General features: G+C 56.6%; 25 protein-coding genes. 13 read left to right on the top strand and 12 right to left on the bottom strand.

The window, feature by feature from the left end; genetic code table 11:
* Positions 1-30: 30 nt before the first annotated feature.
* From flgH to flgB, 8 genes are all read right to left on the bottom strand, one after another.
* Positions 31-735, bottom strand: coding sequence for a flagellar basal body L-ring protein FlgH (flgH, locus tag Q666_RS55995; RefSeq protein ID WP_022998500.1), 705 nt, complete (start codon positions 733-735; stop codon positions 31-33).
* On the bottom strand, positions 735-1277 hold the full coding sequence (locus tag Q666_RS55990) for a MotE family protein (RefSeq protein ID WP_031268435.1): 543 nt from the start codon (positions 1275-1277) through the stop codon (positions 735-737). The genes flgH and Q666_RS55990 overlap by 1 nt, the downstream gene beginning before the upstream one ends.
* A gap of 192 nt (positions 1278-1469) precedes the next feature.
* On the bottom strand, positions 1470-2576 hold the full coding sequence (gene flgI / locus Q666_RS55985; RefSeq protein ID WP_022998498.1) for a flagellar basal body P-ring protein FlgI: 1107 nt from the start codon (positions 2574-2576) through the stop codon (positions 1470-1472).
* Positions 2577-2580: 4 nt separating this feature from the next.
* Entirely contained in the window at positions 2581-3036 is a 456-nt protein-coding gene (gene flgA / locus Q666_RS55980; RefSeq protein ID WP_022998497.1) for a flagellar basal body P-ring formation chaperone FlgA, read from the bottom strand.
* A gap of 13 nt (positions 3037-3049) precedes the next feature.
* Positions 3050-3838 (bottom strand): flagellar basal-body rod protein FlgG, encoded by a 789-nt coding sequence (flgG, locus tag Q666_RS55975; RefSeq protein ID WP_022998496.1) that lies wholly within the window; start codon positions 3836-3838, stop codon positions 3050-3052.
* Between the two features lie 48 nt (positions 3839-3886).
* The gene (locus Q666_RS55970; protein WP_022998495.1) at positions 3887-4219 is read right to left on the bottom strand and encodes a flagellar hook-basal body complex protein FliE; all 333 of its coding nucleotides are present in this window, start codon (positions 4217-4219) and stop codon (positions 3887-3889) included.
* Positions 4220-4221: 2 nt separating this feature from the next.
* Positions 4222-4638 carry a flagellar basal body rod protein FlgC gene (gene flgC / locus Q666_RS55965; protein WP_022998494.1) on the bottom strand — a complete coding sequence of 139 codons (417 nt, stop codon included), beginning with the start codon at positions 4636-4638 and terminating at the stop codon, positions 4222-4224.
* Between the two features lie 12 nt (positions 4639-4650).
* On the bottom strand, positions 4651-5031 hold the full coding sequence (gene flgB, locus Q666_RS55960) for a flagellar basal body rod protein FlgB (RefSeq protein WP_022998493.1): 381 nt from the start codon (positions 5029-5031) through the stop codon (positions 4651-4653).
* A gap of 193 nt (positions 5032-5224) precedes the next feature.
* Here flgB and Q666_RS66040 point away from each other — a divergent pair, with 193 nt between their 5' ends.
* From Q666_RS66040 to Q666_RS55945, 4 genes are all read left to right on the top strand, one after another.
* Positions 5225-5770, top strand: coding sequence for a hypothetical protein (locus Q666_RS66040; RefSeq protein WP_152533423.1), 546 nt, complete (start codon positions 5225-5227; stop codon positions 5768-5770).
* A 9-nt stretch (positions 5771-5779) separates the two neighbouring features.
* Positions 5780-6148, top strand: coding sequence for a PilZ domain-containing protein (locus Q666_RS55955; RefSeq protein ID WP_022998492.1), 369 nt, complete (start codon positions 5780-5782; stop codon positions 6146-6148).
* 243 nt (positions 6149-6391) lie between these two features.
* Positions 6392-7150 carry an FCD domain-containing protein gene (locus tag Q666_RS55950; RefSeq protein WP_022998491.1) on the top strand — a complete coding sequence of 253 codons (759 nt, stop codon included), beginning with the start codon at positions 6392-6394 and terminating at the stop codon, positions 7148-7150.
* Positions 7151-7346: 196 nt separating this feature from the next.
* Entirely contained in the window at positions 7347-8498 is a 1152-nt protein-coding gene (locus Q666_RS55945; RefSeq protein WP_022998490.1) for a fumarylacetoacetate hydrolase family protein, read from the top strand.
* Between the two features lie 59 nt (positions 8499-8557).
* On the opposite strand, the gene fumC is transcribed toward Q666_RS55945, so the two are convergent.
* Complete coding sequence (fumC, locus tag Q666_RS55940; protein ID WP_022998489.1) at positions 8558-9943, bottom strand: class II fumarate hydratase; 1386 nt, start codon at positions 9941-9943, stop codon at positions 8558-8560.
* A 21-nt stretch (positions 9944-9964) separates the two neighbouring features.
* Positions 9965-10774, bottom strand: coding sequence for an alpha/beta hydrolase (locus Q666_RS55935; RefSeq protein WP_022998488.1), 810 nt, complete (start codon positions 10772-10774; stop codon positions 9965-9967).
* Positions 10775-10927: 153 nt separating this feature from the next.
* Between Q666_RS55935 and Q666_RS55930 the strand changes: the two genes are divergently transcribed.
* The 3 genes from Q666_RS55930 to lexA all read left to right on the top strand — a co-directional run bounded on the left by Q666_RS55930 (position 10928) and on the right by lexA (position 14236).
* Entirely contained in the window at positions 10928-12508 is a 1581-nt protein-coding gene (locus Q666_RS55930) for an acyl-CoA synthetase (RefSeq protein WP_022998487.1), read from the top strand.
* 92 nt (positions 12509-12600) lie between these two features.
* Entirely contained in the window at positions 12601-13404 is an 804-nt protein-coding gene (locus Q666_RS55925; RefSeq protein ID WP_208993796.1) for a hypothetical protein, read from the top strand.
* Positions 13405-13525: 121 nt separating this feature from the next.
* Complete coding sequence (gene lexA / locus Q666_RS55920; RefSeq protein ID WP_022998485.1) at positions 13526-14236, top strand: transcriptional repressor LexA; 711 nt, start codon at positions 13526-13528, stop codon at positions 14234-14236.
* 4 nt (positions 14237-14240) lie between these two features.
* Here the strand turns inward: lexA and Q666_RS55915 are convergent, their stop codons facing one another.
* Positions 14241-16040: a ComEC/Rec2 family competence protein gene (locus Q666_RS55915; RefSeq protein ID WP_161633203.1), complete on the bottom strand. Its 1800-nt coding sequence runs from the start codon at positions 16038-16040 to the stop codon at positions 14241-14243.
* Between the two features lie 139 nt (positions 16041-16179).
* Between Q666_RS55915 and Q666_RS55910 the strand changes: the two genes are divergently transcribed.
* From Q666_RS55910 to Q666_RS55895, 4 genes are all read left to right on the top strand, one after another.
* Positions 16180-16437 carry a hypothetical protein gene (locus Q666_RS55910; RefSeq protein ID WP_022998483.1) on the top strand — a complete coding sequence of 86 codons (258 nt, stop codon included), beginning with the start codon at positions 16180-16182 and terminating at the stop codon, positions 16435-16437.
* 10 nt (positions 16438-16447) lie between these two features.
* Complete coding sequence (locus Q666_RS55905; protein ID WP_022998482.1) at positions 16448-17401, top strand: IS1595 family transposase; 954 nt, start codon at positions 16448-16450, stop codon at positions 17399-17401.
* Positions 17402-17632: 231 nt separating this feature from the next.
* Positions 17633-17911 carry a hypothetical protein gene (locus tag Q666_RS55900; protein ID WP_152533422.1) on the top strand — a complete coding sequence of 93 codons (279 nt, stop codon included), beginning with the start codon at positions 17633-17635 and terminating at the stop codon, positions 17909-17911.
* Between the two features lie 107 nt (positions 17912-18018).
* On the top strand, positions 18019-18780 hold the full coding sequence (locus tag Q666_RS55895) for a DUF3800 domain-containing protein (protein ID WP_022998480.1): 762 nt from the start codon (positions 18019-18021) through the stop codon (positions 18778-18780).
* 74 nt (positions 18781-18854) lie between these two features.
* Here the strand turns inward: Q666_RS55895 and Q666_RS66275 are convergent, their stop codons facing one another.
* Entirely contained in the window at positions 18855-19139 is a 285-nt protein-coding gene (locus Q666_RS66275) for a hypothetical protein (protein ID WP_161633202.1), read from the bottom strand.
* Positions 19140-19561: 422 nt separating this feature from the next.
* Here Q666_RS66275 and gltX point away from each other — a divergent pair, with 422 nt between their 5' ends.
* The gene (gltX, locus tag Q666_RS55885; RefSeq protein WP_022998478.1) at positions 19562-20986 is read left to right on the top strand and encodes a glutamate--tRNA ligase; all 1425 of its coding nucleotides are present in this window, start codon (positions 19562-19564) and stop codon (positions 20984-20986) included.
* 236 nt (positions 20987-21222) lie between these two features.
* A complete protein-coding gene (gltA, locus tag Q666_RS55880; protein WP_022998477.1) occupies positions 21223-22515 on the top strand; it encodes a citrate synthase in 1293 nt (430 codons plus the stop codon).
* The last annotated feature ends 178 nt before the right edge of the window (positions 22516-22693 follow it).

Genomic DNA, 22693 nt, shown 5'->3' with positions numbered 1-22693 from the left:
TTGGGTCTTTCCGGTACTTTCAGGAAGGGCTCAGAAGGGCGTCACGATGTCGTAGATCTGCTGCCCCCAGGCCGGTTGCTGAACCTCGGTGATCCTGCCGCGGCCACCATAGGAGACCCGCGCTTCGGCAATCTTGTCGTAAGGAATGGTGTTGTTGGCCTGGATGTCCCGCGGACGCACGATCCCGGCGATTTGCAGGATGCGCATCTCGAAGTTGACGCGCATTTCCTGCGAGCCGGAGATCACCAGGTTGCCGTTCGGCAGGCGGTCCGTGACCACGGCCGCAACGGACAGCTGGATTTCTTCCGACCGATCGATGGAGCCGGAACCCGCGGAACCGGAGCCGGAATCAACGCCAAGATTGCCGCTGCCACCATGCCCGATGCCATCCCAGTCGTAATCCATGGTGCCACCCCAACCGATATCGGAAGTGCGGCGGCGATCCGAACTGTTGTCCATGTTCGCGCGGTCATTGATCTGGATGGTCACGGTCAGCACATCACCGACTTTCTTTGCACGCGGGTCTGCAAAGAAATTGTCGCGACCGCTGGCCCACAAGGAGTTGTAGTCCTTGACCGTGCCCTGCCCGAAAGTACTCAGCGGATAAGCTGCCGGCTGTTGAACGGCAAGGCCGTACCCGACCGGAGACATCTCCGGTGCGCGACCAACGTCTTCCAGCTGCCCGGCACAGCCGGTCAGCATCGCAGCTCCTAGGGAGATCACAAAAGCGCGCATCAGAAACTCCGTTGTATTTCGGGATGGGTCAGGCCCATCATCGATTGGGTCAGCTGGGCAGCACGGGAAGGCTCCATCTCGTCGAGAATGCTGCTGGCAACACGGGCCTTCAGTTTCAGGAGAACGCCAACAGCGGCTTCCTCGTCGGTCGTCTGCAGCTGCGCCGCAGCTGCTTCCGGACGCATGCGCCCGATGATTGAGACGACCTGATCCTCGACTTCGTTGAGAAGGTCTTCGCGCCGCTCGACCCATTTTTCGAATTCGCGCTCTTTGCGCTGCAATTCTTCAATCCTGTCCCGGAGACTTGCCTCCAGGCTGATCAGTTTCCAGGTCTGCCACTTGATGCGCGCATCCGAAGCCGCTTCGGCGATGTTCTTGCAATAGAGCTCGCTGTCCTGTGGCGGTACGGGCGCAATCGCGCTTTCACGTGCCTGGGGCTTCTGGCGCGGCGCCTGGGCAATAGCCTGGCCGCCGAATGTGAGCGAAACTGCCGCAAGCACCAGAAGCGTGAATGTGCAGCCGCGGTCCAAATGTCGTAGCATAAGGCCTTCCCTTGTGCAGAACCTCTTTGACCGCACAATCGGAGATCGAGCTTGCGTGAGGCTGTCGCAAAAAAACGCCGCTTCGAAAAGCGGCGTTTCAGAATTGCTCTCATGAGGAGACGTCATCCCGCCCTTCAGGGTTTCAACCCAAATAAGTGCTGGTTTCCCTGTCGGAATAGGAGCAGGTCTGACTTATTGCACCACGAGTTCCGCCTGCAGCGCGCCGGCTGTCTTGATCGCCTGAAGGATGGCGATGATACCGGTTGGTCGCAGACCGATCCGGTTGAGACCCCGCACCAGTGTGGGCAGGTCCGTTCCACCGACAACAGCCAGTTGACCACCGCTTTCCTGAGCATCGACATATGTTCGTGGCACGACCACTGTCTGGCCATTCAGCGAAAACGGCGACGGCTGCGAAACCTCGGGTGCTTCCGATATACGAACCGTCAGATTGCCATGGGTAATCGCAACGGTCGAAATCTGCACATCCTTGCCAATAACCACAGTCCCTGTTCGCTCATCGATCACGACCTTCGCAATCTGGTCAGGCGTCACCCGAATAGCCTCGATTTCCGCAATGAACCGCGTGACACTGATGTTTTGCGGAGGCGTGAGTACCACGGTGCGATAGTCGCGCTCCTTGGCCACCTTGATGCCGTATCGCTCCCTGGTGAACTGATTGATCGCATCGGCAATACGCACTGCAGTGCGGAAATCCGGATTGGAAAGTTCGAGAACCAGATTGGGTATTTGCGAAAATTTAGCCGGCAAATCTCTTTCGATGAGACCACCGTTTGGAACCCGACCCACGGTCGGTATCCCCTGGGTCAGGCTTTCCGCCTGCCCCAGCTCCGAGAAACCGGATACTGCAACGGGGCCCTGCGCAACCGCGTAGATTTGCCCGTCAGCTCCCAGCAAAGGGGTAGCGATGAGGGTACCCCCGGCAAGTGACGTCGCATCGCCAAGCGAGGACACACTTACGTCGATCGTCGATCCCTGACCGATAAAAGACGGCATTTCGGCGGTCACGACAACGGCTGCTACGTTACGCGTCCGCAGCCGCGCATCGCGTACGTTCACCCCCAGACTGTCGAGCATCGATTGCAGCGATTGCTCCGTGAATGGGGAATTGCGTAACGTGTCGCCGGATCCTTTCAGACCGATAACGAGGCCATAGCCGACAAGCTGGTTGTCGCGCACCCCTTGCAGACTGGCGATGTCCTTGATCCGCACCATGGACATTGCCGACACCGGCAAGGCCAACAGTGCAGCCAGAACAAAAACGAGAAACCGGGTCATAAAATCAGTTCTCCACACGTATGGTGCCGTCTTCTTGAACCCGCCCGGAAACAACCAGACCGCTATCGACATTGCGTACGCGTACGAAGTTGCCGGCTCCGCCGTTCTGAAGAGCTTCCACCTGCATGATGATCACCAGCCCCTGCTCACGGAAAACCAGTCGCGCCGGCTCACCACGACGAACAAGGACCGGCTTTTCGACCGAATTGATCGGTACCGGCTGTCCTGGAAGCAACGTACGTCGTGCAACCATGCCAACCAGTTGGCCCCTGTTGGTAGACACCGCGAATTGCTGCGCTGTCCGCGTTGGAAACAATCGTTCGATCAGATCCTGGTGAGTGATTTCGGTTCCAGCCGGTATGGTCTGGCGCGGAACCGGCAGATCTATGCCTCCGGCTGCTTTCGCTGCCCCGGTGCTGAAGATCATGACCAGCACCAGGAAAAGGGATCGGATCGTCATCACCTTCTCCCTGTTAGCGAATGCCATTGGTGACGGTGCCGGCCATCTCGTCGGCGGCTTTCATGACCTTGGAGTTCATTTCATAGCCGCGCTGAGCGCTGATCAAGGCAGTGATTTCCTTTACCGGATCAACGTTGGAGCTTTCCAGATACCCCTGGCGAACCACGCCGAAACCCGGATCACCCGCAACACCGGTAACAGGCGTGCCAGAGGCCTCGGTTTCACGGAAAAGGTTGCCACCCACTGGTTCCAGACCGACATCGTTGGCAAAATTGGAAAGCGTCAGCTGTCCAAGTTCACGAGGCGTCATCTCGCCATCGACCTTGGCATAGACCTGACCCGATTCATTGACGACAACTTCAATGGTTTCTTGCGGAATGATGATCGCCGGTTCGACGGCATAGCCGTCAATGGTCACCAGTCTGCCGTCTGCATTCTTGTTGAACGAACCGGCTCGGGTAAACAGTGTTTCGTCATCAGGACCGGTAATTTCGAACCATCCCCGCCCGTCGAGCGCAACATCGAACTGGTTGCCGGTGTTGGTCAGCGAGCCTTGGGCATGGAGTTTGCGGATCCCGGCGGTACGAACGCCCAGACCAAGCTGAGCACCTTCCGGTACAGGATCTTCACCACCCCGGTTCGGCACGCCCTGCAGGCGCTCGGCCTGATAGAGAAGGTCTGAGAATTCCGCCTGCGAACGTTTGAAGGACGTGGTGTTCATGTTGGCGATGTTGTTGGCGACCACTTCGACATTCGTCTGCTGGGCGCTCATGCCGGTCGCGGCGATAGCAAGGGCTTTCATGGATTTTCTCCTGGTAATTACAATCGCTTATCGAGGCCAAGCCTTCGATCAGATCGACATGCGGCTGATTTCCTGATAGGCGCTCACGACCTTGTCGCGGATGGCAATTGCGGTCTGGAGGGTCGATTCAGCAGCCATTACGGCCTCGACCACCTGCTGAACCGAAGCCTGTCCGTCGACACCTGCAATCGATACCGCTTCGCCTTGTTTGATCTTGTCGATCGCATCGGTCGAAACTTTCGCCATCGCATCGGAGAAACTGGTTTCGCCCACGGCGCCCGTGCCGCCAAGATCCGGCGTGCTCGCCGTGTACCTGGTGGTGGAGGCTGCTTTCAGGACGCCGTCGGTCGACGATGTCAGCGCGGAGATTTCATTGATCATGATCAGTTCCTCAACAGGTCAATGTTGCGCATGACCATCTCGCGGGCCTGCGTCATGACTTTCAGATTGGCTTCGTAAGAACGGTTGGTTTCGCGCATATCGGCCAGTTCAAGCAGCGTGTTGACATTCGGCATTTTGACGTAGCCGTTCTCGTCCGCCGCCGGATGGCCGGGGTCGTATTCCACCGCGAACTCGGCTTTGTCCTTGCCGATGTCCTTCACGGACACCAGGTTGGCCTGGACGGCGCGGTTGAATTCACTTTCGAACGTGATGGTCTTGCGCCGATAGGGATCATCGCCGGCTGCTTCGCCGGTAGAGCGGGCGTTGGCGAGGTTTTCAGACACAACTCTCAACCGCTCCGACTGCGCTCTGAGACCGGCGCCGGAAATCTGCAAGGTTGCGGAAAGCGGATCAGACATGATTGTTTTCCTTTAGGATTTCACTGTGGAGAGGTACATGCGGTGAAAGGACTTCGCGATACTGGCGTTCAACGAATGATCGCGCGCGACCTCTCCTGCCTTCATGAGTTCCTGTTCCAGGCTGACGGAGTTACCGGAATGCGTGACCGTCCAGCTGTCCGCCTTTTCGACATCGGACTTGCGCGCGGCTTCCATGGTCTGACCAAGATGGCCGTCATGGGTTGCGGTCATGGCAAGCTGGGTTTTGCTGATCACGGTTGTGAACGGTTCCAGGTCCTTTGAGCGGAAGCCTGGCGTATTGGCGTTGGCAATGTTTTCGGCAATGGTCGCCTGGCGGACGGACAGCCAGTCATTGCTATTCGAAACGAGTTTGGTCAGGAACACAGGTTCCATAGAAGACCTCCTATCAGCTCAGGTTGCCCCAAGGGATAGTCAGCCAAGCTTGCCCGAAACTGTTCGACCGTGATGATTTGGCAGGGTTCCTTCCCGGACGCCTGCGACGCAAGTTTCACGCAATCTTCGGTGTGCATGCATTACCGGTGCGGGCGCCCCTGCCCTTTCAGTATTCGGTATTTGGGAGAAGCGTATGAAACGTCTGCAGCCGCCGACCTGCGCAAGGAAAGCAGCCAGACCCTCGGTCCAACCATTCATATGTCGCACCTTCACGATGCACCGTGTCCAGCTCGCGAAGGCCGGGCTCCTGCAGGCTGCAATCGCTGCTTCAGTTGCCTGCCTGGCTCCAGAAGCCTCAGCCCAGACCACGAACTGCGACGCCTACGCAAGAGCCTACGCAGATGCGCATATCAACCCGGATCAATCGGACATGCCGATCGTCGACGGCGCGATGGAGGGAGCCGTTGCAGGTGGCGCCTGGGAAGGCCCAAGTGGAGCACGCAGGGGTGCATTGACGGGCGGTGCACTTGCCGTGCTGGACAACCTTGGCAGTACACCGGCTGGATGGCGCGGTTTGTATGATCTTGCATATCGCCTTTGCCGGAACGCACAATCACCAGTAACACACCGCCCCTCGACGCTGGGAGATCCCAGCTATCGGCCCGCACTCCCCGGTTCCAGCAGACCAGAGCCGTTAAGGCCAACGGGACCGCTCGCCCCATCAAGACCCAACAACTGAGGTTGTGCCATGTTTTCATTTCTGTCTTCGAAACGGGACTCCATTGCCGCAGCAATTCAGCGTCGCCTGCATCCGCGCCAACGCACAAGATTGCGCCCCGCGAAACTTGCGAGTCTGGACAATGAATTTATTTGCGATTGCACGATCAGGGACATTTCCGATGGAGGTGTCCGTCTCGTGCTGAACGAGGTTACCGACCTGCCGGAAGAGTTCTATGTCTTCGACGCCGTCCCCAAAACCGTTGCCGAAGTGCAGCTGCGCTGGCGCGACGGACTGGCCGCCGGAGTTGTCTATTTAGTTCCACCTGCAAGTATCCGGCACTTCAAGAACACCGGCGTCAGAAAACTTGCACAAAGGCTTTATGCTCTGGATGGCTAGGCCCCGAGTAATTGTCCTACAAATTTCAAAGCAGCGAATTCATTTCCTTGCCTGAATGGTCAATAATTCAAACAGCAGCGACATAAAGAGAATCCAGAAGCGACGTATTAGCTTTGCAAAACGTCGTGGCAACTCATTAAATCTAGTATTTTATAAAATTCGCTTGTAAAACATGCGCAGGACACAACGCCGGTCTCGCCGATCAAATACGATTGGAAAGACCCGACTGCCTGAGTCTGTTGAATGGATAATAAAAAGCGTAATTTCTTCGAACTTCCGGACAAGGTCCTTACATCCCTGCCGACGGGGGCAGTCAAAGATACGGTCGAACATCTCGGTAGAAAGATTGCGCGGGGAGAATATCCGACAGGCGCGATCCTTCCGCGTGAGGACGAACTTGTCGACAGCCTCGGTGTTTCGCGAACTGTTGTCCGAGAAGCCATCAAGGTGCTTTGCGGCAAAGGGCTCGTTCGAACGGCACGCAGATATGGGTCTCGGGTCTGCCCCTTTGACGACTGGAACCTTCTCGATCCGGACGTCATTCGCTGGCATGACCCAAGAAGTCCGCAGACTGCGAGAATTTATGCAGAAGCAACCGACCTCAGACTGATTTTCGAGCCGGAGGCCGCCGCCCTGGCAGCCGTCAACGCAAGCCGGGAGCAACGCGACACCATTCTTGCGGCCGCGCGTGCCATCCATCCTCTGGATGGTCAGGAAAGCATGATCGGCGCCGACTACATGTTCCATGCCACGATCCTGCAGGCCAGTGGCAATCAGATGCTTTCCCAGCTCCAGAATCTGATCTACGCGGTCATGCTCTTTTCCTATGCCGCCTCACAACGAACCCCTCCGGAAGAAAAGATTGCGCGTCGCAATCACGTCGGCGTTGCTGAAGCGATCGATTCCGGAGACGCAGAACTGGCACGTGGACGCATGAAAGACATGCTGGTGCAAAACAAGGCCATGGCGGACAAGCTGGTCGCTTCGACCCTCCAGGAGTGACCTGGTTGCCGGTAAACCTGTTGGTCTGTCTGGCAAACTGAGAGAGACACCGGTAATTTCCTGACCAGATACCCACTCTCTCTAGCGCGCCTATGGAATGGCGCCTGCGTTTCCACATTTGTTGGACAACTGAGAATTTTCCCAGCAGACTAGGGAAAACCAACAATGATGGCCTAACGGCCAACCTGGGAACGCCATGAAATTCTATTCAGAAACCGAATTGTCCTCCGGCACATTTTTGGGCCGTGTCTGGCGACCCGATGTCAAGGGGCCCGCCGTCGTCACGCTGCGCGAAAACCGCGTTTTCGACATCACGTCCGCAGCCGCCCCCACCGTTCGGGATATTTGCGAACTAGCGGAACCGGCTGCCTATGTTGCCGCAGCTAAAGGAGAATATCTTGGCACTCTGGATGAAATCGCGGCTGGTACCTGCAGCGATCTCGCCAACCTGCATTTTCTGGCTCCCTGCGACTTACAGGCAGTGAAGGCATGTGGTGTGACCTTCGCAAATTCCATGGTCGAACGCGTGATCGAGGAGAAAGCGGCAGGAGATCCTCAAAAGGCCGAAGCCATACGGGCACGGGTAGGTGCAACCATCGGCGACAGCCTGCGTAACCTGCGAGCCGGATCCGAAGAAGCTGCCAAGGTCAAACAAGCGCTTATCTCCGAGGGCCTCTGGAGCCAATACCTGGAAGTCGGCATCGGCCCGGATGCCGAGGTCTTTTCCAAGGCGCAGGTTCTTTCCTCCGTCGGCACCGGAGCCGACGTCGGACTTCACCCGGTGTCCAGCTGGAACAACCCAGAGCCGGAAGTGGTTCTGACAGTCTCCTCAAAGGGTGTGATTGTTGGCGCAACGCTTGGAAACGACGTCAATCTGCGTGATGTCGAGGGCCGTTCGGCTCTGCTCTTGTCCAAGGCAAAGGACAACAATGCATCCTGTGCCATCGGACCGATGATCCGACTATTCGACCAGGGATATTCATTGGATGACGTTCGACTGGCAGAACTGGACCTGACGGTGGAGGGAACGGACGGCTTCATCCTGAAGGGGAGATCTTCGATGAAGGAAATCAGTCGGGACCCTGTGGATCTGGTCCGGCAAACCCTGGGCCGTCACCATCAGTATCCCGACGGGATCATGCTGTTTCTCGGTACCCTCTTCGCACCGACGCAGGACCGGGACGTTGCCGGAGAAGGTTTCACTCACAAACTGGGCGACGTCGTTACAATCGAAAGTCCGGGCCTCGGTCGATTGAGCAACACGGTCCGGCTTTCGACCGAATGTCCGGAATGGACATTCGGCATAAGCTCCCTCATGCGCAATCTCGCGCAAAGGGGTCTCTTGTAGTCGTACGCCGAATTGCCCAGCGCATCACGAAAGCGCTCATCAGGAACCTTTCGGCCGACCTAAAGCGACGGCTGGACCATCTTCGCCGGATCAACAACCCGGTCGAATTCCTCCGCACTGACGAATTCAAGGTCAAGACACGCCTGCTTCAGGGTCAGATCATGCTCAAACGCATGGTGTGCGGCATGACTGGCCTTGTCATATCCGATCACCGGACTTAGCGCTGTCACCAGCATCAGGGATTGATCCAGAAACTCCCTGATGCGCTTCTCGTTCGGCTCCATGCCTTCCACCAGGAAAAGGGAGAAGTTGGTGCAACCGTCGCCCATGATCTTTACCGACTGCAGGATCGCATTGATCATCAGCGGCTTGTAGACATTCATCTCCAGGTAGCCACTGGCGCCACCTATCCCGACGACGACGTCATTGCCCATCACCTGTGCCGCAACCATCGCCAGTGCCTCGCACTGCGTCGGGTTGACCTTGCCTGGCATGATCGAAGAGCCGGGCTCGTTTGCCGGAATTTTCAGCTCAAAGAAACCGCAGCGGGGCCCGCAGGACAAGAGGCGGATATCGTTTGCGATCTTGAACAAGGACACTGAAAGCGTCTTCAAGGCTCCGCTCAACATGACAAGAGCATCATGCGCCCCCTGAACCGCAAACTTGTTCGGAGCCGTATAGAACGGCAAGTCCGTCAGTTCCGCGATCCGGGTGGCAGACAACTCCGCAAAAAGGGGATGAGCGTTGATGCCCGTCCCGACTGCGGTTCCGCCCAGCGCCAGTCCATAGACATCCTTTAGGGCAAAACTGATGCGCTCAATGTCCTGACGCAGCATTTCCGCATAACCGGAAAACTCCTGACCAAGCGTCAAAGGCGTGGCGTCCTGCATATGCGTTCTGCCGATCTTTATGATGTCGTCCCAGGCGTCGGCTTTGTCTTGCAGGCTCTTGTGGAGCATCTGCACGCCGGGCAAAAGGCGATGTGTCACCTGGAGAGCAGCGGCCATGTGCATGGCTGCGGGAAAGCTGTCATTGGACGACTGAGACAGGTTCACGTGATCGTTCGGATGAACCGGATCCTTTGACCCCAGCACACCACCGGCAAGGGCAATGGCGCGATTGGAGATCACTTCGTTCACGTTCATGTTGGTTTGTGTTCCGCTGCCGGTCATCCACACGTGCAACGGAAAATGGTCGTCAAGTTTTCCATCAATAACTTCGTCGGCTGCCTGGACAATCAACCGCGCAAGATCCGCATCCAGCAACCCCAGCTCTTCGTTTGCAAGGGCCGCTGCCTTCTTCAAAACGCCATAAGCGTGGACAAGCTCTATCGGCATCAGGTCGCTACCGATGGAAAAATACTTCAAGGAGCGCTGTGTCTGTGCCCCCCAGTATTTGTCCTCCGGCACGTCTATTTCGCCGATGCTGTCGCTTTCAGTACGCATATGCGCCTCCTCGTGAGTGGCTCAAGGGGCCAGCATGGTTTCCGTCAGTTCACTATCGGGATCCTTCAAACCGTCTATGACATCGAAATGATGGCGGCCGGGATCCTCCTTGTAGGTGGCCATTGGCCAGGCATCCGCAAGGAGTTTCGATTGCCTTAGAAACTCCGGACGCTCCGCTCCACCGACCCAGGCGACAACCGGACAGTCGACGGCGGGCACCATCAATGCCGCACTTTCGGCCATGGCATCGTCTTCGTTCATCTGGAAGGACTTGTTCATCACCGTGTTTCTGAGCGGGCGAAGGTCGTGCAAACCGCTGATGGAAACAACACGCTCGATTCGATCCAGAACGTCTTTCGGCAACCGGCTGTCTTCGCATATCATGCGTGTGACCAGATGCCCACCAGCGGAATGCCCGGCAAGACGGATCGGGCCACCGACGCGAGCAGCCGCCTTCGTAATCGCGACAGAGATTTGCCGCGTGATATCTGCGATCCGCGCATCAGGAGCCAGCTCATACGACGGCATGCATACCGTCCAGCCTCTTGCCAGGCAGCCGCTAGAAAAATGCGACCAGGAACTTTTATCGAATCTCAGCCAGTAGCCCCCGTGCACGAACACGACGAGCCCCTTGGACTTCCTCTGTGGCCGAAACACATCGAACCGCTGACGATCCCCTTCCCCGTAAACGACATCCAGATCCTTTTCGACCCAGCTTTTCCGGAAGGTTTCCGCTTCCTGCGCCCAGCGCACGATGAAATCGTCAGCGCCTGGAATATAGGCAGCATTTGAATAGGCATCGTCCCAATCAATAATCGTCATCTCACTCATTCGAAATCCTCAGGCAAACGTCGAAACCGATCGGCGGCATACTTGCACGATTTACCTAGAAAGCGGAACGGTCTGAATGCCAATCTCAACTTGTCAAACGGACTGCCATCAACCTAACGTCTGAAAAAACCAGTAGTCGGGAGGCAAACTTAGATGGTGGAGCGCTGTTCCAATCGCGTGGCCAATCTTGCGCATTTTCTGTCCAGGAACGCTGCCCGGTGGCCCTCAGGTCCCGCAGTTGTCGAGGATGGGGTCACCTTGAGCTGGTCAGAAATCGATTCGCGCGTCTCCGCACTTGCCAAGGGTCTCCAATCGGAATTCGGCGTTTCCAAGGGCGACGGCTTGCTGGTCCAGGCCCAGAACTCGCATCAGATGATCGAGATCATGTTGGCCGCATTTCGTCTGGGAGCCATCTGGGTTCCCTGCAATTTCAGACAGGCTCCGGGCGAAACGGCCTATGCTGCGGTAAAAGCGAAGGCGAAGGTTTTCCTGTGTGACGCGGATTTTGGTGCTCAGGCCGATGCAGTGCGAAACGCCAGAGATCAGCAGACAGGATGCATTACAATTGGAGCCAGCGACTTTGGCACAAACTATGAGGATCTCCTCTCCCGTTACCAGGGACAGGTCCTGCAGAACGAGGCAGTGGACTATAACGATCCCTGTTGGCTGTTCTTCACCTCAGGCTCAACCGGCCGCCCGAAGGCGGTTGTCCTCAGTCACGGGCAGATCGGATTCGTTTGCGTCAACTACATGGCAGACCTGTTGCCCGGGACGACGGAGCGCGATGCGTCGCTGGTCATAGCTCCATTGTCACACGGTGCAGGGTTGCAACTGATTGCCCAGCTATCAGTTGGTTCCACACATGTTCTCCTGCCCGGAGGTGGCTTCAATCCGTCGACTGCATTCGAGTTGATCGAAAAACACAAGGTCAGCAATCTCTTCACTGTTCCCACAATCGTCAAACGCCTGGTGGAAGACCCTTCTGTTGATCAGTACGATCACTCGAGCCTTCGTCACGTCATTTATGCGGGGGCTCCCATGTACAGGGAGGACCAGAAGCTGGCACTCCAGAAATTGGGGCACGTTCTGGTTCAATACTACGGACTTGGCGAGGTCACCGGAAACATCACCGTGCTGCGGCCACAGGATCATTTTCTGGAGGATGGACCTGAGACACGCAGCGGCACCTGCGGTACGGAGCGCACAGGTATAGAGGTTTCGATCCAGGACGAGGATGGCAATCACCTGCCCCCCAATGAAACGGGTGAAGTCTGCGTCATCGGTACGGCAGTCTGTGCTGGCTATCTGGAAGACGAAGACGCCAACCAGAAGTCTTTCCGGAACGGCTGGTTCCGCACCGGAGACATCGGTCACATGGATGAACAGCGCTACCTCTTTCTGACAGGCCGAGCGTCGGACATGTACATTTCTGGTGGCTCCAACGTCTACCCGAAGGAAGTCGAGGAAGTGCTGCTTACACATCCGGATATTTCCGAGGTCGCAATTCTCGGCATTCCGGACAGGCAATGGGGCGAAGTTGGCCTAGCCGTTTGTGTGGCTGCCCCAGACAAGTCACCCGACCCTCAGGAACTCAGCGACTATCTGAACGGCAAGATCGCCCGCTACAAGATGCCTGCACGTTATCTCTTCATTCCCGCAATGCCGACAAGTGCCTATGGCAAGATCACCAAGAAACTGGTGCGGGAGCATTTGACCGAGAAAGGCCTGTTGTGAGACGGCCCGCCCCCAGGTCTCTGTCCGACATTCGTCATCCCGGCCCTTCTGCCATCAATCGGCTCCCACATGCCAGATGTCTGGCGAAACCATTGGAAATCTCCCTGGCAGAGCAAACTCCCTTGCTGGAGGCGCTGGGCCGCTTCGCCACGCACCAAGGACTGAGCTCCGCCGTTCTCGATCTTTCCGGGCTGATGCTCGAAGCGTTCGACTTTGTGATGCCTGCCTGTGCAATCGATGACCGACATGCAGCCTGGTACAGCGACACGCACTCCTCGAAAGGCGCAACGCTGGAGTCCGCAGTTGCCATTCTCGGGATACGAGATGGTGAATGGTTCGCTCATGTACACGCTTATTGGCACGAGGAAGAAGTCGAGCACCTTGGCCACTTACTGCCGCATACGCTGAAGGTTGCGCATCAGGGGGCCATCAAAGGGTACGGCCTGCAAGGCGCAGCGTTCGTGGCATCGCTGGATCCGGAAACCGAATTCACGCTGTTTCGTGTGCAACAGGATGACGAACAGTCACGGACAACCGACTACAATGCGCTTATCACCACACTCGCTCCGTTTGCCGACCTGACGGACAGCATCCAAGAACTTGCAAAAGAGCTGAAAGCACCCTCCTACGAAGTCTATGGACTGGGCAGTCTGGCCGGAGCAGCGTTCCGCGACGCCCAGCCGATGACAGGTCTGATCTCCGAGATACTCCTGACTGAAAACGCTGGCGCGAAACCGGAGCAAGAGCTTTGCGTCCCAATCCGCGCCGTTGATCTCGAAGGTGGACTACATCGGGGCACTCTCACCGCTGGTGGCGCGCCGACTTTGATCACCTGTGAACTGCTGATCCTGACCGGATCGAAGGACGACCTAAATCCAATATCGGAGACGGATTGAATACGGCAACTTGTTCGAAGCCAAGAACAGTAAGAGAACATTTACCCTTGCAGAACACAATGAGAACAGGTACCATGTTCTTGATTTGTACCAGATGTTTTCTCGGTCAGGGGACGCCTACATGCTGACGCGCAAGCAGTACGAACTGCTCATGTTCATTCACGAAAGACTGAAAGAAACCGGTGTGCCGCCGTCTTTCGACGAAATGAAGGACGCGCTCGACCTGCGCTCCAAGTCCGGCATTCACCGCCTGATCACCGCGCTTGAAGAACGTGGCTTCATCCGGCGCCTGCCGAACCGGGCCAGAGCCATGGAAGTTGTTCGTCTTCCGGACTCCATCGCACCCGGCCTGGGCGCTCCACGGCCAAGAGGCAGCTTCTCACCTGAAGTCATTGAAGGCTCACTCGGCAAACCGGAGCCGGAAAAAGCTGCACCGGTGCCGGTGTCCAGTGTTACGGAAATTCCCGTCATGGGCCGCATTGCAGCCGGTGTGCCCATCGAGGCCATTCAAACACACAGCCATTCCATCACAGTGCCGCAGGACCTGCTTGGTCGCGGGGAACACTACGCGCTGGAGGTTCGTGGCGATTCCATGATTGAGGCGGGCATTCTGGACGGTGATACCGTTCTTATCCGTCGGACCGACAGTGCCGACAGTGGCGACATCGTTGTTGCACTCGTGGACGATGAAGAAGCCACCTTGAAACGGCTGCGCAAGAAAGGCGCTTCCATCGCTCTTGAAGCAGCCAACCCGGCATATGAAACCAGGATCTTCGGTCCCGGCCGCGTTCGTGTTCAGGGCCGCCTCGTTGCCCTGTTTCGTCAGTATTGACCAGTCACTCCTCTGCGCGCGCTTCGGCCACCGAGGCGCGCTCGGCTAGACGCAGGCTGTCTCTCGTTACCGTTCCCTGCTGATGCCAGGGGCGCGGTGGGTCAGGGATGGCAAACTTCAGTTTCTCGATTTTCAGATTTTCGTTTGGCGGATGGCCCGGTCCACTGGCACCGCTCGTAGCATTCGCGGCCTCGCTGAAATCACCGGGCGATAGCCAGATGGAGACGGCACCACGTTCGGTGCGCGTACCGCGATCCAGAACGAGGGCTGCACCGCAGCTCTCCGGAGCGACAAGATCGGTCACGACCAAATCGGCATATCGGCAATCCAGCTGAAACGCTTCAAATGTCTTTGGCTGCGCGATTGCAAGAAACGATTGCCTGCTATCCAGCCGTTCTGCGTCCTCTGAATTGACGTAGGCCCTGATGACACAACCGTCGTCATCGCAATTTCTTTGAGGCGATTTCATCTTGCGCGACAAGATCGCATCATTCCTCACTCCTTCCGACTGCAGCCAGAGATCACTTGCAAACGATCTCCCCCTTGCTGCGTAACGCAAAGTTCCCGTTTCATCGCGGGCAGCTATTCGAGAGCCGCTTGCAGCAATCTGGATATCCGGAGGCCGGCTGGTGAGAACAATCAATATTCCTGCGACGAGAGGCACTCCTGCGAGCACACGCTTTCTGCCAGGCACCAACAATCCGGCAAATAATGCTGATAGCAACAGCAATGCTGCAGCCCCGTCGAGCCTTCCGGAAGTTCCGCTGCCGGCATCAAGGGCTGCGGTAAAGGAAGCAACCTTCAACAGAAGTGAAACTCCGAAAGACATGACAGCCAGAGGGAGAGCTGCAAGGCCGAAGGGCATCAGAACGAATGCAAGTACTCCCATCGGCATCACAACAAGTGAAAACACCGGCATTCCCAGCAAGTTGCCGACAAGGCCATAGGGCGCGATGCGGCTGAAGTGATGAGCGCCTATTATGCCGGTCGCCAGCCCTGCGACCAATGCGGTGACGAACAGCCCTGCAACCCACTTGCCGAGGTAAAGACAAGTCGCCATGCCCCATCCGGACACTCTTTCACCAGACAGGGAACGATCTCGCTGCCGCCACAGGTCATATACGGCGACCAGGCAGATCACGGCAGCGAAGGACATCTGGAAGCCGGGGAAAAACAACCGCTCAGGAGCAATCAGCAAGAGTACGAGGCCAGCCAACGCTACGCTTCGCAGGGTTAGGCCGCGTCGCCCCACCAGAATTCCGACAAAGACAATCGCGATCATCAGGAACGATCGTTGCGTCGCAACCGCACCACCGGACAGAAGCAGATAAATAACGGCAGCACCAAGGGCTGAAAGCGCGGCCCACTTGTGCACTGGCCACCTGAGCGTCAGGACCGGCACCAAGCAAAAGAGCACTAAGACCGCGCCATAGGCGCCGCCGGCAAAGAGCGCCATATGCAGTCCAGAAATTGCAAGAATGTGAGCCAGTCCGGCGGCCCGCAAAATCTCTTCCTGCTCTTCGGTTATTCCGCTGCGGTCTCCAACCAGAAGAGCAACGATCAGTGCGGTTTCCGGCCCTTCCGAAAGATTGCTCCTGATACGCTCCGCGAGGTCTATTCGAAGCTTGGCAACGGCAACGGCAGGGCGAAATTCATTTCCAGCCTCCTCAGTCTCGATGACCTCGGGGGACCCGAAACTGAAACCCGTCGCACCTATCTGCTGAAAGAAGGCCCGGAAGGAATAATCGTATCCTCCTGGAAAGACGGGACCCGCGGGGGGAAACAGCCGCGCACTGACGCTCACGGTGCGCCCCACTTCAATGTCGCCTCCCGCCGGAACGCGCAAGCGCACCTTGGCGGGAAACTCGCCCTCCTCGACAGGGGAATTATATACTTGACGTACTAAACTTGATTTCCTATATTGGAATCAAGGAGATACCGTCATGGATGAGAATACTGCAAATGCACTAGCCCAAGCACGCGGAGCCCAAGCCGTCCTGATGGGGCTTCTTCACGTCCTCAAGGCGAATGGTCAGATTGAACTCATCGAAAAAACTTTTGAGATCGCTGGGGAAACTTTCGTCGTTGCAAGCATGAGCAAAGACGAAGCCCTCCGCGCTCAGGCAACCGCAGTCCTTCAGGTGATTGACCACATGCGGCAAACGCTGGTCGGCCATCAATCGCCTAAACAGGACATCTAAGGTTTCAGCCATGTTTGATCTCACAAACCCTATTTACCACGACGCCGACAAGGCCCGCGAACATCTGGAAGCCATCCATTGGCCCGATGGTCCGACCTGTCCGCACTGCGGTAACTTCGACCAGAAGCGCATCAAAAAGCTTCAGGGCAAGTCAACGCGCCCTGGCGTCTTCAAGTGCAACGAATGCCGCAAGCCCTTCTCCGTGACCGTTGGCACCGTCTTCGAACGCTCCAAGATCCCGCTCAACAAGTGGGTTCTGGCAACGCATCTGATGGCAGCATCCAAGAAGGGCATGTCAGCCCACCAGCTGCATCGCATGCTTGGCGTGACCTACAAAACTGCTTGGTTCATGGCCCATCGCATCCGTGAGGCAATGGCACCGTCACCCAAGGACAAAGGCCCACTCGGCGGCGAAGGCAAGACCGTTGAAGCCGACACCACCTATGTCGGAGGCAAGGAGTACAACAAGCACAATTCCAAGCGTAACCCGAAGAACCTTGGCGGTCTGGGCAAGCAGATCGTCCATGTCCTCGTTGAACGTGGTGGCCGTGCCAAGTCCGACCACATCGCTTCAGTATCCGGCAAGACCCTGCGTCCGATCTTGGTCAAACAGGTAGACCGCAAGTCCGCGCTGATGACCGATACCGGCGGCGGCTACCATCGAGTAGGCAAGGAGTTTGCCCGTCACGAAATGGTTGACCACGGCGCTAAGGAATACGTGCGCGGCGATGCCTATTCCAATACCGCAGAAGGCTACTTCGCCATTCTCAAGCGCGGCATTATTGGTGTTTACCACCACGTTTCGGAAGCTCACCTGAAGCGCTATCTGGCGGAGTTTGATTTCCGTTACAACTACCGTGCTTCGCTCAAGATTTCCGACAAGGAACGCGCCGATAAGCTTTTAGAAGGTGCACGCGGCAAACGTCTTACCTATCGGCGGATTGACGAAAGCGCGCACGCTTAAGCAGAAATCGCGCAAATTATTCCGAAAACGAGCGAAAACAACGGGGACAACCTGCCGGCTAGGTTGTCCTAACGTAAAGAATCGTCTGAACGTGAAAAAGGTGAGCGTGGACTAGACGCTCACCTTTACTTGAAACCAAGCCTTGGAGGGCTTGTTGTGATCACGATCAGACAGTTCCATTTTACGCGATTCACGTCAAGTCTCCTGTGGCAAATATACAGGAAACATAAAATGTCGAATTATATCCTCAGCTACGATCTGAACGGGGACAACCCGTCTCATGAACAGATGGATGAGCATCTTCAGAAATTGGGCGTGGCGGTAGGACGTGTTCTCGAGACCGTCTGGTATGTCGGATATTCCGGCACTCTTGCCCAGCTTCGCGATTATGTGAAGAAAATCCTTTCTTCGGATGATCTTCTGCTTGTTGTGGAGGCTGACGAGGCGACATGGACTAAGCTCCTAGTGTCTTCTGACTCGTTGAAGACTGCTTGGTCCGGGAATCGCTAACATCCTCGGAGGCACGCCTCCCGGCCTTTGGATCGGGAGGCGTGTTGAGCATCCGTTTTAGGATCTCGTCGCCCTTTTCTTGATCTGGTTTCTTATCGGTGTCTGACATGGCAGTACTTTACGTTGACGAATGCGGAGAGGAAGGGTTTAGCGATACTAGCACCGAATGGCTAATCATCGGCGGTGCACTTCATCCTAATTCAGACGGCTGCGTTCAAAAGGTCATATCTGAGTACGACCAATTCAAATCAAAACACTACGCCGAAAATTGGTACTTCCATTTCAGAAATCGAAAACATGACGAACGCTTAGGCTTCATCAACGCCATTCGAAATACCGGCATTCGCGCAATGTGTGTAGCGATCCACAAGCCTTCTCTGCAAAAGCCGGAGAACTTCAAAAAGAAGTACTACCTCTACTTTTATGCCCTGCGCTTTCTGCTCGAAAGGGCGACGATTTGGTCCCGCGACCACCATCAGCAACAACTGCGCGTAATCCTATCAACCAGGAAAGGGCTCAAACTCGAAAATTTGACCGAGTACCTGGGACGCATCATCAACAGCCCGTTTGTCACCAATGACCGTATGGTTTGGGACTTCCTCAACCCAAACGATATTGAACTCGCACCTAATCAAGAATTTCGCGGGCTACAAATCGCCGATTGCATCGCAAGCGCTCTTGGAAAGGTGCTTGAGCTTTCCAAGTACGGCACAACAGAGCCGCGCTACCTTGCTGATCTATACCCATGCTTCCACGCGGACAGCCTTGAGTACAGCAAGGCTATAAAAGTTTGGCCGTCCATGCCGAATAACCAATGGCATGAAAGGCTCTTTCCCGCGTACAAAATGGGCCGAGCAAGCAATAGCTGAATTTGCACCCATAGGGCTCAGTCCATCACCGCTCGGCCACAACCCTAGCATCGGCCTGTCACGCTAAGGAATCGTTAACTTCTCGATCTTGGTACGTCAAGTATATAACTCCCCTCGACAGGACGCCCATTGACCGAGGATACGGCCAGTACGATCCGGTGACCGGCTGCCCCGCTGTCAATCTCTTCTATGTAGCCAGCCAGATCCGCGTTCATCTGTTCGGCAAGGCGCGGCGCCGAAACATATGCCGTGCGAAGACTGGAGGCTGCCAGTCCGGCAAAGAATGCCAGGAAGAGAACGACGGAAACCGCCACAGTGCCGCGCTGCTTCACACGCCAGAGAACCGCGCTTACCAGCACGACCAGAACTCCCAACAGAACCCAGGAAGGTTCTTCGGGCAACCAAACGTAGACACCAATTCCCCCGGCAAACGCGAAGGCACACCACAACAGCCCTTGCGAATCCCAAAGACGATCTGCTGACGCATTGTGAGCAAAATAAGTGTGACCAGCGCCCGCTAGCCTTGAACGCCGTTTCTCACGTACTTTAGGCTTGAGCACGGCAGGTGATAAATCCTCGCGCTCAACGTCAAGGGTTGCCGTTTGCGACCGGCCGGCAGAAATATCGAGCGGACCGGACCGTGACGTCACTTCAGCTCCTCGTTTTGGTCCAAGAAATGGCCGGAGCCCCTATTTAGCCTCGCCAAAGCCTGTGCTAAGACCGCGCCACCAATCCGGCGCGCTCCGCGCCGTCATACTGACAGAGACTTTCATAAAGCACCATGGCACAGAACATCGTCACGCGCTTCGCCCCGTCCCCGACCGGGTTCCTGCATATCGGCGGCGCCCGCACCGCGCTCTTCAACTGGCTCTTCGCGCGTCATCACGGCGGCAAGATGCTGCTGCGGATCGAAGATACGGACCGGGCTCGCTCCACGCAGGAAGCGGTGGACGCATTGATTGACGGCCTGTCCTGGCTTGGGCTCGATTGGGACGGAGATCCGATCTCCCAGTTTTCCCGTGTTGAGCGCCACAAGGAAGTGGTCGAGGAAATGCTGGCCAACGGCACGGCCTATCGCTGCTACTGCACCCCGGAAGAGCTTGACGCCATGCGCGAGAAAGCCCGCGCCGAGGGCAAGCCACCCCGCTATGACGGGACATGGCGCGAGCGAGACGCCTCCGAAGTCCCGGCCGGCGTTGACCCAGTCATCCGCATCAAGGCCCCTCAGGAAGGCGAGACGGTGGTCGACGATCTCGTTCAGGGTCGCGTTGTGATCCCGAACAAGGACCTTGATGACTTCGTACTGATGCGCTCCGACGGGACGCCGACTTATATGCACGCTGTTGTGGTGGACGATCACGACATGGGCATCACACACATCATCCGCGGCGTCGATCACTTGACGAATGCGGCCCGCCAGACGCTCATCTTCAAGGCTCTGGGATGGGATGTACCGGCAATGGCGCATATTCCGCTCATTCACGGGCCGGACGGCGCAAAACTTTCCAAACGTCACGGTGCGACCGGCGCCGAAGCCTATCGCGAGATGGGCTATCTGCCGCAGGCCATGCGGAATTATCTGGCACGTCTCGGCTGGAGCCATGGTGATGAGGAGATCATTTCGCTCGAAGACATGATCAAGTGGTTCGGTTTCGACGCTGTCGGTCAGTCGGCTGCGCGTTTCGATTTCAAGAAACTTGAGAACCTCAACGGTCATTACATGCGCGCGACCGATGACGGCGAATTGCTGGGCCATTGGAAGGTCTATCTCGCACATGCCGAAGGCGGCGACCAGATTCTCGCCTGGCTTGCCGATGGTGACAACGAGAACACCGCACTTGCAGCACTTCCCGGACTGAAGGAACGGGCCAAGACCCTGGTCGAACTGACGGAAAGCGCCTCCTATCTGTGGCGTCAGCGCCCGCTCGACACCGACGAAAAGGCCCAGAAGATCCTGGACGACGACGCCCGGGCGATCCTGAAGGATCTTCACGAAGTTCTTTCCAGCGCTTCTGACTGGAGCGCGGACCCGCTGGAAACTGCTGTAAAGGCCTACGCGGAAGACAAGGAATTGAAACTGGGCAAGGTGGCGCAACCGCTACGGGCCGCGCTGACGGGCCGAGGCACGTCACCCGGCATTTATGACGTCCTGATCGCTCTTGGCCGGGAAGAATCCCTTGCCAGAATTCAGGATCAGGCAACCTGAGACAAAGCACTGCCGGATGCATTTTTAGGCAAAAGCCAAGCTTCCGGCAGTCGCTCTGGTTGGCGAAATCCGTCTTTGACCAAAGCGTTATATCGGCCAGCTTGCGGCAGTGCAGTAAATGGGCTACGCAAGACGCGAAAAAGTCTCCAGTGCTGGTCCGGCAACCGGAAACGGGACCCATCGCCTGAAGGGTCAAACCAGGACAGCACATCCGTTTAACGTAAAGGGGTTTCTGAATGGCCGACAACAACGCCAAGCTCAATGTCGGTGGTAACGACCACGCATTCGACGTTCTTGACGGATCCATCGGACCGTCGGTTGTGAACATCTCGTCCTTGTACAAGGACACCGGCATGTTCACCTACGACCCGGGCTTCACCTCCACCGCCTCCTGCGAGTCCAAGATCACCTATATTGATGGTGACGAAGGCACCCTGCTCTACCGCGGGTACCCGATCGAGCAACTCGCCGATCACGGCGACTTCCTGGAGTCCTGCTATCTTCTGCTCTACGGCGAACTGCCGACAAAGACCCAGAAGGACGACTTCGTCAATCGTGTGACCTACCACACGATGATCCACGAACAGATGAACCGTTTCTTCTCCGGTTTCCGTCGCGACGCCCACCCGATGGCAGTCATGGTCGGAACGGTTGGGGCGCTGTCCGCCTTCTATCACGACTCGACCGACATCACCGATCCGCACCAACGCATGGTTGCCTCCCTGCGCATGATCGCGAAGATGCCGACCATCGCTGCAATGGCTTACAAGTACCACGTTGGTCAGCCATTCGTTTATCCGCGCAACGACCTGAGCTATGCGGCAAACTTCCTGCATATGTGCTTTGCGGTCCCTTGCGAGGAATACAAGGTGAACCCGGTTCTGGCCCGCGCCATGGATCGCATCTTCATTCTTCACGCCGACCATGAGCAGAATGCATCGACCTCCACGGTTCGTCTGGCAGGTTCTTCCGGTGCAAATCCGTTTGCCTGTATCGCAGCCGGTATCGCTTGCCTCTGGGGGCCGGCACATGGCGGCGCCAACGAAGCAGCGCTCAACATGCTGTCGGAAATCGGCTCCGTAGACCGCATTCCGGAATATGTCGCTCGTGCCAAGGACAAGAACGACCCATTCCGTCTGATGGGCTTTGGTCACCGCGTCTACAAGAACTACGACCCGCGTGCGCGCATCATGCAGAAGACCACGCACGAAGTTCTCGGCGAGCTTGGCATCAAGGACGATCCGCTGCTGGACGTTGCCATGGAGCTGGAAAAAATCGCGCTCAACGACGAATATTTCGTCGAGAAGAAGCTGTACCCGAATATCGACTTCTATTCCGGTATCACGCTTCGCGCGCTTGGCTTCCCGACCACGATGTTTACCGTTCTGTTCGCTCTGGCCCGTACCGTCGGCTGGATCGCCCAGTGGAAGGAAATGGTGGAAGATCCGTCCCAGCGCATCGGCCGTCCGCGTCAGCTCTACACTGGTGAGAAACTGCGCGACTACACGCCGATCGACCAGCGCCGCTAAGGCCGCACACAGACAAGCACCTGAAATTTGCAGCAGCATTTCAGCTGAATGCATATCAAAACGGAAGACGCTCGGCTTTATTGCCGGGCGTCTTCTTTATTTTATTACCCAGCGGAAACAAAACAAATTCAAGAAATATTTTTCCTTCTCAATCGAGGTAAGAAAAAAAGCATTCACC

It is taken from the genome of Labrenzia sp. C1B70, from assembly GCF_000475395.1.
GTDB lineage: Bacteria > Pseudomonadota > Alphaproteobacteria > Rhizobiales > Stappiaceae > Roseibium > Roseibium algicola.
Note: the sequence above shows the minus strand (reverse complement) of the source record. Positions and strands in the feature narration are given on the sequence as shown.